The organism is Candidatus Pantoea carbekii (assembly GCF_000971765.1).
GTDB lineage: Bacteria > Pseudomonadota > Gammaproteobacteria > Enterobacterales > Enterobacteriaceae > Pantoea_A > Pantoea_A carbekii.
Map to the genome: position 1 here is coordinate 672,433 of NZ_CP010907.1, position 13,656 is coordinate 686,088.

General features: G+C 29.3%; 7 protein-coding genes and 4 tRNA genes. All 11 read right to left on the reverse strand.

All coding sequences use genetic code 11. From position 1 onward, the window contains the following. Nucleotides 1-382: 382 nt before the first annotated feature. Nucleotides 383-456, reverse strand: a tRNA-Pro gene (locus tag BMSBPS_RS02375). A 34-nt stretch (nucleotides 457-490) separates the two neighbouring features. Further along, a tRNA-Leu gene (locus BMSBPS_RS02380) sits at nucleotides 491-575 on the reverse strand. Nucleotides 576-600: 25 nt separating this feature from the next. After that, nucleotides 601-673 (reverse strand) — tRNA-His (locus tag BMSBPS_RS02385). A 79-nt stretch (nucleotides 674-752) separates the two neighbouring features. Then, nucleotides 753-826: transfer RNA gene (locus BMSBPS_RS02390), tRNA-Arg, on the reverse strand. Between the two features lie 281 nt (nucleotides 827-1,107). Then, complete coding sequence (gene rho, locus BMSBPS_RS02395; protein WP_022564003.1) at nucleotides 1,108-2,367, reverse strand: transcription termination factor Rho; 1,260 nt, start codon at nucleotides 2,365-2,367, stop codon at nucleotides 1,108-1,110. 368 nt (nucleotides 2,368-2,735) lie between these two features. Next, nucleotides 2,736-3,068, reverse strand: a complete 333-nt coding sequence (trxA, locus tag BMSBPS_RS02400) for a thioredoxin TrxA (RefSeq protein WP_022564004.1) — start codon at nucleotides 3,066-3,068, stop codon at nucleotides 2,736-2,738. A gap of 3,928 nt (nucleotides 3,069-6,996) precedes the next feature. Further along, nucleotides 6,997-8,007, reverse strand: a complete 1,011-nt coding sequence (locus tag BMSBPS_RS02405) for a peptide ABC transporter ATP-binding protein (RefSeq protein ID WP_046201143.1) — start codon at nucleotides 8,005-8,007, stop codon at nucleotides 6,997-6,999. Further along, a complete protein-coding gene (gene dppD / locus BMSBPS_RS02410; RefSeq protein ID WP_022564006.1) occupies nucleotides 7,961-8,983 on the reverse strand; it encodes a dipeptide ABC transporter ATP-binding protein in 1,023 nt (340 codons plus the stop codon). The genes BMSBPS_RS02405 and dppD overlap by 47 nt, the downstream gene beginning before the upstream one ends. Then, nucleotides 8,983-9,906: a dipeptide ABC transporter permease DppC gene (dppC, locus tag BMSBPS_RS02415; protein WP_046201213.1), complete on the reverse strand. Its 924-nt coding sequence runs from the start codon at nucleotides 9,904-9,906 to the stop codon at nucleotides 8,983-8,985. Before dppC ends, dppD begins: the two co-directional genes overlap by 1 nt. Before the next feature lie 11 nt (nucleotides 9,907-9,917). Further along, nucleotides 9,918-10,934, reverse strand: a complete 1,017-nt coding sequence (gene dppB / locus BMSBPS_RS02420; RefSeq protein ID WP_046201144.1) for a dipeptide ABC transporter permease DppB — start codon at nucleotides 10,932-10,934, stop codon at nucleotides 9,918-9,920. 182 nt (nucleotides 10,935-11,116) lie between these two features. After that, nucleotides 11,117-12,724 carry a dipeptide ABC transporter periplasmic-binding protein DppA gene (gene dppA, locus BMSBPS_RS02425; RefSeq protein WP_022564009.1) on the reverse strand — a complete coding sequence of 536 codons (1,608 nt, stop codon included), beginning with the start codon at nucleotides 12,722-12,724 and terminating at the stop codon, nucleotides 11,117-11,119. Nucleotides 12,725-13,656 lie beyond the last annotated feature (932 nt).

The following is a 13,656-nucleotide window of genomic DNA, read 5'->3' on the forward strand; positions in this document are numbered from 1 at the left end:
ACTTAGGTGATAAAATTCAATTGTCATAAAGCTTAATAATTTTTAATATCTACAATCAAAGTAACAAGCCTCCTAAAATATTCAATGTATCTAAAAAGATATAAAATAAAAGAGTACGTTAATGAGACTCAGTACTTTTTATACATTATTATCTATCTGAATAGATAGTAACATTACTAGAAATCTTTTAAAAAAAATCAAAAAGATAAAGAATTAACTAATACTTTTGGCATACCTATTTTGCTATGTATAGACAACATACATATTGTTATACACATGGAGTTAAAATATGTATGAAATATACGCATCAATTGCTCTATCGTTTTTTTTTAAAGATGATAATCAGTACATATTATAAAATCATGCTCTAAATTAATCCGAATCGGCGAGAGAGGATTTGAACCTCCGACCCACTGGTCCCAAACCAGTTACGCTACCAAACTGCGCTACTCGCCGCATTTTTTAACAAACAAATTTATACGATGATTAATGCGAAGAAAGGGATTTGAACCCTTACATCCATAAGGATACTAGCACCTGAAGCTAGAGCGTCTACCGTATTCCGCCATCTTCGCTCGCATATTCTATAGTTTTGGTTAGGGTGGTTAATGGGATTCGAACCCACGACAACTGGAATCACAATCCAGGGCTCTACCAGCTGAGCTATAACCACCACTTTTTTAATAAAATTTTTATAAATCTTTCTATATTATCACTATATATGTATAGCATATCTGGCGCATATTGAATTATGCGCCCGACAGGATTCGAACCTGAGACCTTTGCCTTCGGAGGGCAGTGCTCTATCCATCTGAGCTACGGACGCAAAAAAATCCAATCGTCTACAATAGAATACAGACGTATATTTATTTTGTCTAGTATTTTTATAAAAATTCCTATTCGCATTAAAATCTAAATTTAGTAGATTATATAAAATAAAATGAATTTGGAATAATGTCATGAATTCTTATTCAGAAATACACGATTAATTCTCGTATGCTCAAGAAACTAAACGAAATTTACATACGATCATCCTTCTATATGCTGTTCAAGCAAATTATTGATATAAAAATTATATTGATTACTACTTAATTGGAATATAACGTTTTAAGAGCGTTTCATCATATTAAAGAATTCATCATTAGTTTTGGTCATTGCTAATTTATTAATAAGGAACTCCATGGCATCAGTTTCACCCATAGGATGAATTATTTTACGCAAAATCCACATTTTCTGCAGTTCTTCCTGAGAGGTTAATAGTTCTTCTTTACGCGTTCCGGAACGATTGTAGTCAATAGCAGGAAATACTCGCTTTTCAGCAATCTTACGTGATAGATGTAACTCCATGTTGCCTGTGCCTTTAAATTCTTCGTAAATCACTTCATCCATTTTAGAACCAGTATCCACTAATGCAGTTGCAATAATAGTTAAACTACCACCTTCTTCTACGTTACGTGCCGCACCAAAAAAACGTTTTGGACGATGCAAAGCATTTGCATCAACACCTCCGGTTAATATTTTACCAGAAGCTGGTACTACCGTATTATAAGCACGAGCTAAACGGGTGATGGAATCAAGTAAAATTATAACATCTTTTTTATGTTCAACTAATCGCTTTGCTTTTTCAATCATCATTTCGGCTACTTGTACATGCCGTGACGCAGGCTCATCAAATGTTGAAGCAATGACTTCACCTTTTACTAAACGCCTCATTTCTGTTACTTCTTCTGGACGTTCATCAATTAATAAAACCATTAAAACACAGTCTGGATAATTATATGCAATACTTTGTGCAATATTTTGTAATAAAATAGTTTTACCAGCTTTAGGTGGTGCTACTATCAAACCACGCTGACCACGCCCTATTGGAGAAGCTAGATCTAATACACGCGCCGTTAAATCTTCAGTTGATCCATTACCTCTCTCCATACGTAAACGATTATTAGCGTGCAATGGCGTAAGATTTTCGAAAAGAATTTTACTGCGAGCATTTTCTGGTTTATCGTAGTTAACCTCATTAACCTTGAGCAATGCAAAATAACGTTCCCCTTCTTTTGGCGGACGAATTTTCCCAGATATTGTATCTCCAGTGCGAAGGTTAAAACGTCGAATTTGGCTGGGAGAAACGTAGATATCATCAGGACCAGCAAGATAGGAACTATCTCCAGAACGCAGGAAACCAAATCCATCTTGTAATATTTCCAGTACACCATCACCGAAAATATCTTCACCACCTTTAGCATGCTGTTTTAAAATGGCAAAAATGATATCCTGTTTACGCATACGTGCTAGGTTTTCCAGCCCCATATTCTCGCCGAGAGCAATTAGCTCAGAAACCGGCGTATTTTTCAATTCGGTAAGATTCATAGTGATGGATTCTTAAACTCGGGATAATTCTCGCAAAATGTTTGTCTTCAAGTAGTATAAAAATTCATACCTATTAACAATTCTTTTAAAGTCGACTTACTGTCGATTCATACTTGACTATTAAGAATCAACTAAAACTTCAAAAAGATGACGCCGAATTTGCTAGTCGTCAGATTACTGAAATATAAAAATGTTCAAAGCGAACAAATTCCGACAAGGAAAACCCTAGGTTCAAACTACTAGGTAAGTTGCGTTAGTGCAGTAATAAAACGGCAGTAATATATTAGTAATAATAATAACACACACAAACAAAGACGTCCACAGTAGCGGATACATTCCCTACCGTGGATAAATATCAGATTCTAGATTTAGTTTAAATTAGCGTTTAAGAATTCTTGGAGTTGGGTTTTAGACAATGCACCAACTTTTGTAGCTACGACTTCTGCATTTTTAAATAACAGCAGTGTTGGAATACCACGTATACCATATTTAGATGCAGTATCAGGGTTGTCATCAATATTTAACTTCGCTACAGTAAGTTTATCATTGTATTCTTCAGCAATTTCGTTAAGAATTGGAGCAATCATTTTGCAAGGACCGCACCATTCAGCCCAAAAATCCACCAGAATAAAATTCTCTGCTTTTAATACATCATTGTCAAAACTTTGATCAGTTAGGTAAACGATTTTATCGCTGCTCATCTTTAACTCCATAAGATTGTTTCTAGCGAATTGACGTAAAGTATACCAAAATAGGTTAACTTTATTTCAAGGGATAAATTTTAGCAAAGTAACAGTTAATTAACACTATATCATAACACATTCAACCTAAGAGAAATTTCCTGAGTTTGTACTGTATAGTTTAAAGATAGAGAATTTGATCAGTCGAGAGTGATTAACGCTGTATTTTATAATTACTAAAAATTATCGTATTAATTGTTGAATGTGCGGCTTTTTAGCTTTTTATAGTACATGGTTTCATTTAATTAATTCTTTTATTTTTTCTGAAAATTGTACTCAAAATTCATAATTAATATTATGTCTAAATTAAGCAATTCAGTAAAATAGTTTACAACTATAATCCATCGATTTTATCCTCTTACTAAAAACTATAAATTATACATGCTATGCAAATATCTACTTGATTGCATGCTTAAGAAAACATAGATAGTCTCTATATTTCAAATTATGCTACTTTATATATACATTACAGTGATAATTAAATTCTATTCAATTTGTCTATAAATTTTAGTGAAAATGTGATATTCTCATATCATATCAGTTCATTTAGTCTTTTTACTATACTTTAATTATTTTTTAAAATTAAAAGCAACGTTTAACACTATTTATTGTTTATTTGATATACTTGTGCTTAAAAATTGAAATAAACAAAAAACGCTTAAGCTAATTAAAATAACTGCAAAATTACTAAGTGTAATGCATAAAAAATGCGCAATATTAAATACCTTTACATTTTAACTAAAATCAACCAGTTTATTTTGCTTTATAGTAGAAATGAAGTTACATTTGAATTGTATAACCACTACAATTTGACATAAATTTTTAGATACATATAGAAAATAGTTTATTAAAATAAAGGGTGAAGCAATAAAATATTTATATTCCTGTATTAGCAGTAACATTGAATCGAGCCGATAAACTAATGGAGTATCAAACGTATAGATAAATGATTAAATCAATATTCACTATAAATATAATACGCATATAGCGAAAATATTTGATACTGTTTTATCTATTAATGCTATATAAATTCATTTTTACAACATTTTAAAAAATTAGTCAAGGAAAACTACAAGGCCATATCAATTAAATTTACATTATGTCATATATTTAATTATAATATAATGATTTCATAGACCTAATTTAAAATCTTAATCAAAAAATCAATAATATTATATTATAAAATATAAATATAATAAAATTTACATGCGTATTTATATTTGATAAATTTAAATAAAGAAAATTATTATCTCCATATCGTCTAATTACATTAGACATGTATCTTATCGAATAACAGTTATTATTAAATATTTTATTATATTTGATAATAACTGTTATTTTTATTTATAGATTGAATGTAATGCATTAATTTAATTAAAACTCATGCGTTTTTGACTTAATGTAAAAATGCTCAGTACTAAAAACAAGATTTTACATTAAAATCATTTCACAGATAAGTAATTAATACCGAATTTTGTAAGTTTTCATAATACAATATAGTTTGATATATCTATATATGACTGCAGTATTGAGCTAGTAAGTTAAAAAAATAACATGCAACATGAATGATATGTGATTCATAAAAAAATATATATCATTTTCACCTATACTAATAATAACATAAACATCAATACTGAAAATATTTTTAATTAGTTCAGTAATATAACTATTATATCAGCATATATTTCTATAACTTACTATTTTAGTATATAAACAATCGAAGCATTTAGTGTTAATTAAATAATTAAATTCGATTTTGCGATCTATTCTTTAAAACTCTTCGTTAAAAACATATTCTTTGGATCGCTGATTGATTTTATTCACTTATTTTTTATTATTTTTTCTATGTTTACTCTACTAGCAATTAAATTAGATCAATCTCCATAAAATTCCTTAGATCAAATAATCAAGAAACTTTTACGTAAACTGAATTAGCCTTACTACACCGTGCACGTTCAAGTGGACAATGTCAAGCACGATTAGTAAAGTCATTTATTGAATTGAAATAAAATTTTTAACAGTAATAACCTGAGAAATAAATGTCGCTTTATAAGTAAAAAAAATTTTAAGAACCATTTTTATTTAATTAAACAAATAACTTATAATATTACTTAGATACTACTAATGTTTTTACAACTAATTTGTGCATATGATTTAATATGTTTAGAAACGAAAATGAATAAAATCTTGCTAAAATAATGGATGATTTCTTTGAAATCGCTAAGATAGCAAACTGAATTAAGCCTATGTAATGCAAATATGGCAATTATTCTGAGTACTATAACTAAAAATATTATAATAATTAACGTATAATGTAAATTATTAATGCCATATTTAATGATACTATCTGATATCTGCTAATAAAAAAAGCTCAACACCGAATACATCTATTTTTATTGATTGTGCTACAGAGATATTTGATAAATATTCGATATATATAAAAATATTTTTCAAAAAATGTAATGTAAAGACAAATAAAATTTCAAACTAATTAGTAGTATTTTAAAATAGATTCAATTCCCTTCGTTAAAGCATGTAATTACTTGTATGTTATGCATATATGAATTACAGTACAATACTGTAATTCATATTAATTATTTTAATAATTTTATAAAGATACTGCACAATCACAATATTTGCATTGATTGAAAATAAAAAATTCTAACTAAAACATTGAAAATACTAGAGATTAATTAAAAATTAATTGGTTGAAATAATAAGAATTTCTATAACATAAATCAATTCAAGCAAGAGGCTAATTTTTATTAGCAGTATGTAGTATTACATTAACATGCATATAAATAGTTATAAATTAAAAAAACAAATAGGACAAAAAAAATCATAATATTTAAATAAAATTAATATGATTTTAATCATATCACATTATGATTTTTATAATGTTAAACCGAAAAATTTAGCATAGTAATAAAATAATTCTTCAATTGAATCTGATGTATCTAATAGTTATCTCTAATTTAAAATCATCATTCTATATCATGAATTTTGAAAAATTATTTAATAATTTTATTATGTTCTTTCATGAATTTAAAGATAGTATGATGAAAAATACAAGCTATTCGTTAGACATGTATTCAATTAACATCTTGCAAATGGATATCATGAAATTATTTATACTAAGTTAATTCAATAAAAATGAAATACATCACTATATTATGAAATAATGCCAAGTTTTGTTCTATACAAAAAATATTATTTTCTCATTTATAACTACATTTTCCTGCAGTATATTTTTTATTATTGCAGTTAGGTAATATATACAAATGATCAGATAACTATTCATTGATAGAATATATATATATATTTTCAAGATTTATTTTATTTAAATAAAATAAATACAAAATTTGTCAAAACATTAAATAGAATATTTCATTCCAAATATCTCAAAACATTTACAAAAACAAAATATTAGTCAATTTATCTTACTATATATAAATAAAAAATTACTTTTTTATATAATTTAAAATTATTTAATAAATATTTCAAAAATAAAATATAAAATAGTCATTTATAGTATGTTATTAAAATAGGTCATGTCATAAGCAAATCAATTTTTTGGCAAACCATCCAAAAATTTTATAATTAAATTATACTTAAATCAATTAATTAGTATTCTTATTTATTTCCATCAATGCCACAATTGCAATAAATATATCAGTTTTTATTTCATGGTGTTTTGAACCTTAGCCAATATACAAAAGTTCATACTTAACTGAATACTTATATATTTAATACCTAATGATAACATATCCAATAAATATATTTAATTACCTATTGTAATGAATTTAATAGCTTTAAATTCATTACAATAGGTACATATTAATCTAGTATTATTTGAAACAACATTTAACTGCTTCATAAAACTTTAATTTTAATCTATTATTTGATTCTCTTCTTGATCAACTGCAAAACAGGCAATTTTTTGATCACTATACTGCTTAAGTTGTGGTTTAAATTTAAAACATTTATCGAAACGACGATGACAACGTGTATTGAAAGAACATCCTTGAGGAGGATTCAATGGGCTAGGTAATTCACCATATAGCTTAATACGTTTTTGATATTTATTCGGATTAAGACGTGGAATAGACGATAATAAAACTTGTGTGTAAGGATGACGGGGATTATTAAAAATAGTTGTTTTATTCCCTTGTTCTACGCAGCGACCAAGATACATAACTATTACTTCATCAGCAATATGTTCTACTACTGATAAATCATGTGAAATAAATATATAAGATACACCTAATTTTTCCTGAAAATCCATCATCAAATTTAATATCTGTGCACGTATCGATACATCTAAAGCCGAAACCGGTTCATCAGCAATAAGAAGTTCCGGATCTAAAATCATACCTCGCGCAATAGCTATACGTTGTCGTTGACCACCTGAGAACATATGAGGATAACGATTATAATGCTCACTTTTCAGACCAACTTTCTCCATTATTTCTAAAATTCTTTCTCGACGTTCTACTTTGTTTAAATTAGTGTGGATTAATAACGGTTCTGCAAGAATATAACTAATTTTTTTACGTGGGTTTAAAGAAGCATAGGGATTCTGAAATACAATTTGAATTTTCTGACGTCTTAGTTTTCGAAACTGTATATTCGAACCTATTTTAAATAAATCTTGACTATTCCAATAGAGTTGCCCTTCTGTTGGTGTTTCAATCATTGTCAACAAACGACAAAGAGTTGATTTACCACATCCTGATTCTCCTACTACCGCTAATGTTTTACCACGTTCAAGATTAAATGATATACCATCAAGCGATTTTACTAATTGCTTATTAGAAAAAAAACCTTTATTCAAAAAATAATATTTTTTTAAATTAATTGCTTGTAGCAAATAACCCTTCATTTCTTTCTTCAAATTCATACATGGGTTTTCCAAAATCATCTAATGGAAAATGACATTTTGATTGACGACCTAAAATATCATGTAATTTAGGTTCTTCATAGCAGCAACGAATAGAAACATAAGGACAGCGTGGACTTAGTAGGCAACCTATGGGACGATCATATTCACTAGGCACTACCCCTGGTAATGCATCTAAACGTACTTTATTAGGACTAAATTCTGGCAGAGTTTTTATTAACGCTTGAGTATATGGATGGCGTGGAATTTTAAAAAAATCGACTGCTTTACCACTTTCTACTATCTGACCAGCATACATTACAATAACATAATGTGCAGCTGTAGCTACCAACGCTAAATCATGACTAATCAAGATTAAAGCCATTTTTTCTTGTTTCTGTAACTTTAACAGCAATTCAATAATTTGTGCCTGTATAGTAACATCGAGCGCCGTTGTAGGCTCATCAGCGATTAATAGTTTAGGTTTACAAGCAATTGCCATTGCAATCATTACGCGTTGACTCATACCACCTGATAGTTGATGCGGGTAAATATTAAAACATGCTTCTGGATCTGCGATTTTTACTTTTTTTAATAAATCAATGACATATTTTTTTCTAACTCGTTTGCTCCCGCCCTGATGAACTTTTAATACTTCCATAATTTGAAAGCCTATGCTAAAGCATGGATTAAGACTAGTCATTGGATCTTGAAAAATCATCGCTATTTCGGATCCTATTAACTTCCGGTATTCTTTTTTACAAATATGTTGTAAACTGCGATGTTCAAATTCTAATTTTTTTGCAAACACACGGCCAAGATAATCAATTAATCCCATAATTGCTAAAACGCTGACTGATTTACCTGAACCAGATTCTCCAACAATACCTATAACTTCTCCTGACATAACATGGTAACTAATACGATCAACCGCAAGAAATGGCATTTTTTTGTGACCAAAAGATACAGAAAGTTCTTTAACCTTTAATAATGGCATTACAATCCCTCGTGCTTATTAGTTTTAGCATCTATTAGATCACGTAAAAAATCACCTAACATATTGAATGATAGCACTGTTAAAAAAATTATTAAACCAGGGAAACTAACAACCCACCAAGCATATTGAGCATATTGCAAAGTATTAGAAAGCATTGTACCCCATTCAGGAGTGGGCGGCTGTGCACCCATACCAAGAAAACCTAATGCTGCTATATCAAGAATAGCACTAGAAAACCCTAAGGATGCCTGGACAATCAACGGTGCTAAGCAATTAGGTAAAATATTAACGAACATCTGACGAAATATTCCAGCACCAATTACACTGGACGCTATAACATATTCTCGATGTCTTTCTACTAATACTACTGCTCGCATAAGTCGTATATAATGCGGTAATGCTACAAAAGTTATTGCTAACGATGCATTATAAAGTGACGGGCCGAAAATAGTTACTAATACCATTGCTAATAATAAACTTGGTAATGCTAACATAATATCAACCAACCTCATTATGGTAATATCTATAATCCCGCCAAAATAACCTGCTATAAGACCAAAAATCACGCCAAAAATTAACGATAAAATTACAACTATCACACTAACTAATAATGATAAACGTGCACCAAAAATTAAACGTGATAATATATCTCTACCTAAATCATCAGTTCCTAGAATATAATTCCAGCTACCACCTTTTTGCCAAATAGGAGGATGTAATAAAGCATTACGAAACTGTTCAGTAGGCGAATAAGGTGACAGGCTATTAGCGAATATAGCCATTAATAACAACACCAATATATAACACAAACTAATAACTGCACTTTTATTATGTATCAAATTATGCCAAAAATTTTGAACAGATGATGTTAATTTTAATGTATTATCAATTTTTGAAAAATTTATAGGATCTATATTAGACATAATTTCGCCCATTACTTATAACGTATACGTGGATTAATCAAACCATACAAAAGATCAACTAATACGTTAAACAAGATAATAAGGATTGCTACAAGCAACACGCCACTCTGTACTACAGGATAGTCACGGCGTTCAATCGATTCAAGAAGCCATCGACCAAGACCTGGCCATGAAAAAATAGTTTCAGTCAGAAGAGCACCTGTCAGTAAACTACCAGTTTGCAATCCTATCACTGTTACGACTGGCAATATTGCGTTACGCAATGCATGCACCATAATTACACGTCTCTGTGTTAATCCTTTAGCACGAGCAGTGCGTATATAATCTTCATTTAATACTTCTAACATAGATGAACGTGTCATGCGTACGATTATCGCTAGTGGAATCGTTCCAAGTACAATAGTTGGTAAAATTAAATGCATTAATGCATCTTTAAAATCACCTAATTCACCCCAAAAAAGAGTATCTATTAACATAAAACCAGTAAGCGGCTTACTTTCGTCAAGAAGAACAATATCGCTTATACGTCCAGAAACCGGAGTTAAATTAAATTTAACTGAAATTAGCATAATTAACATCATACCCCACCAGAAAATTGGCATTGAGTAACCGGTTAAGGATATGCTGACAGCAATATGATCAAAAATTGAACCACGTTTTACTGCTGCTAATACACCTATCGGGATCCCAAGAATAATCGCAAATAACATCGCAAAAATACTTAGCTCTACAGTAGCCTTAAAACGTGGAACGAACTCATCCCATACCGGCATATGACTTTTCAATGAAACACCAAGATTGCCGTGTAGTATTCCATTAATATAATTGATGTACTGTTTCCACAGAGGCTGATCTAAACCAAATTGTGCCATTAATTCAGCATGGTGCTCAGAAGATATACCATGTTCTCCAATCATAATTAGCAAGGGATCGCCAGGAATGAAATGTACAAAAGCAAAGGTTAATAATGTAATACTAACCAATGTTGGGATCATCATTCCTAAACGTCGTAGCACAAAATATAGCATAGGCTAGATTCTCAATTATATATTGCAGTTATATACTGCAAATCTTATATATAAAGAAACGTATAGTACATTGTCATTACAGATAGGTAATATGCAATTATAAGAAATGCATCAAGATAAGTTATCTTACAGATAACCATATTAAAAATGATTCAAAAATTTACCTATTAATTATTTAAAAATCATTTAATATCAACATATTGAAAGTAATGTTTTCCTAATGGATCAATTACATATCCTGTTACTTGCTTACTTACGGGTTCATATATAGTAGAATGAGCTATCATTAATGCTGGAACCTGATCATGCATGATAATTTGAGCTTGTCTATAAAGTTCAAGACGTGTATTTTGATTGGAAGTTCTTCGTGCTGATTGGATTAACTCTTCAAATGGCTTATAGCACCAATGAGAATAATTAGAACCATCTTTGGCTGCAGCACAGCTGAATAAGGTAGCAAAGAAATTATCTGGATCTCCATTGTCCCCAGTCCATCCCATCATTAATGCTTGATGTTTTCCAGCTTTTGCAAGCTTTAAATATTCTCCCCATTCAAATGTAACGATTTTGGTCGTAACTCCAATTTTAGCCCAATCAGCCTGTATCATTTCCGCCATACGTCGCGCATTTGGGTTATAAGGACGTTGTATAGGCATGGCCCATAAATCAATAGAAAATCCCTTGGTTATACCTGCTTGTCTTAAGAGTGCTTTTGCTTTTTTAGGATTATATTGATAATCTTGGACGTCATCATTATAGCCCCATATGGTCGGAGGAATTAAGTTTTTTGCAACTTGTGCAGCGCCTTGATAAACAGCATCAATAATAGCCTGTTTATTTATAGCCATGCTTAATGCCTGACGTACCTTTACATTATTTAACGGTGTTTTTGTAGTATTAAAAGATAGGTACCCTATATTCATGCCTGCTTGTTTTATTAAATTAATTTTTCTATTTTTTTTCATATTAACAATATCGGCTGGATTAGGGTATGGCATAATTTGACACTCACCTTTCTGTAATTTAGCATAACGCACTGATGCATTTGGAGTAATAGAAAAAATTAGATGATTAATTTTTGGCTTTGTACCCCAAAAATTCGGATTTGCTTTATAAACAATACGTGCATCTCTTTGGTATTGTTGTAATATAAAAGGACCAGTACCTACAGGATGGATATCAATTTCTTCTGGTGTGCCTAATTTTAACAAATTATCTGCATACTCTTTTGAAAGAATAGAGGCAAAATCCATACCAAGATCTGTTAGAAAAGGTGCTTCTGAACGAGTTAGTTCAAAACGAACAGTATAATCATCAATTTTTTCAATTTTCCTGATTAATTTAGGCATATCCATACTTTGAAAATATTCATAACTACCACCAGAAATATTATGGTACATATGGTTTTTTTCTAATTGACGATTAAAAGAAAAAAGTACATCATCTGCATTAAAATCACGAGTTGGTTTGAAGTATTTAGTTGTTTGCCATTTTACATGCTTGCGTAAATAAAAAGTATAATTTTTACCATCTCTGCTAATATGCCACTTTTCTGCTAATCCAGGCTGTAGCTGTGTAGTACCAATTTTAAACTCAACGAGACGATTATAAATTTGTACTGAACTAGCATCATAAGTAGTACCCGATGCAAATAACTGTGGATTAAATCCTTCTGGCGAACTTTCTGAACAATAAACGAGAGTTTTTCCCTGGATGCTTGTAGAAAATATTATAGCTATTAGAGTAAGACTGATCTCTAATATCTTAAATTTAGCTAAGGAGTTAACCATTTTTTTCTCCATTGATTAGTATGTATACAAGGCTCATCCAAAGTATTTCATTATATAAGTATTTTATTGTTAGCTTAATAGAATACTATTCTCTAGCAAACTATTTCATATATGCACGTGTAAATTTTTAAAATTCATTGAATTAACGAGTTAAATATATTTCCCAAATATTCATATAAAAATTTCATTTCGACAAATTCAAATAAAGTTGTATACATCTACACTCTGAATAGAATTAAAAATCTAATAAACTATATAATTTATCATAAATGATGATTTAGACAAATTTTCATAAATTATGTCAAAAAGTAATAAAATTAATCCTATATAATAAAGTTAAACATATTATATTATTGCATTTAATAGAGAGGATTATTAATTTACAATCAATCAAACATTAAAAAATAAATACGTTAATTATTATCATGTTCGAAAATTAATTACAAAATTTAAACTATGTATAGATAGAAAATATTTCTGAACTACTTAATTATGCAAATACGAATTTTTCATAAAATGACAATATACAGGCAAAAAGATCTCATAAAACAATATAAAGCAGATTGCATTAATATAGTATTATATAGATACATTTCAATATTACGTAAACATAAAACTATAAGTAGTACGTAAGCAATATTTTAAACTGAAAGTTTACATATACATACTATTTCATAGTATGTATTTTATTCTCTGTAATAAATATTTTTAACATCTTATTCTAATTATATTAGTGTATAAATATAAAAACATATTTCGAAAATTGAATAATATGCTAAAAACAATATGAAATATTAAGTATAATTATACGGTTTTAATATAAAGTGGTCGTATATAATTTTTATAGCAATTTTAAAAACATTAAACATCCAAACACCTTCTAGGCGATTATTAAATAAGCATTGTATTAATATTAAATATCTTCTAATATT

Coding starts and splice junctions, on each gene's coding strand:
- rho (WP_022564003.1), bottom strand. CDS start 2,367: ATGAATCTTACCGAATTGAAAAATACGCCGGTTTCTGAGCTAATTGCT.
- trxA (WP_022564004.1), bottom strand. CDS start 3,068: ATGAGCAGCGATAAAATCGTTTACCTAACTGATCAAAGTTTTGACAAT.
- BMSBPS_RS02405 (WP_046201143.1), bottom strand. CDS start 8,007: ATGAATTTGAAGAAAGAAATGAAGGGTTATTTGCTACAAGCAATTAAT.
- dppD (WP_022564006.1), bottom strand. CDS start 8,983: ATGCCATTATTAAAGGTTAAAGAACTTTCTGTATCTTTTGGTCACAAA.
- dppC (WP_046201213.1), bottom strand. CDS start 9,906: ATGTCTAATATAGATCCTATAAATTTTTCAAAAATTGATAATACATTA.
- dppB (WP_046201144.1), bottom strand. CDS start 10,934: ATGCTATATTTTGTGCTACGACGTTTAGGAATGATGATCCCAACATTG.
- dppA (WP_022564009.1), bottom strand. CDS start 12,724: ATGGTTAACTCCTTAGCTAAATTTAAGATATTAGAGATCAGTCTTACT.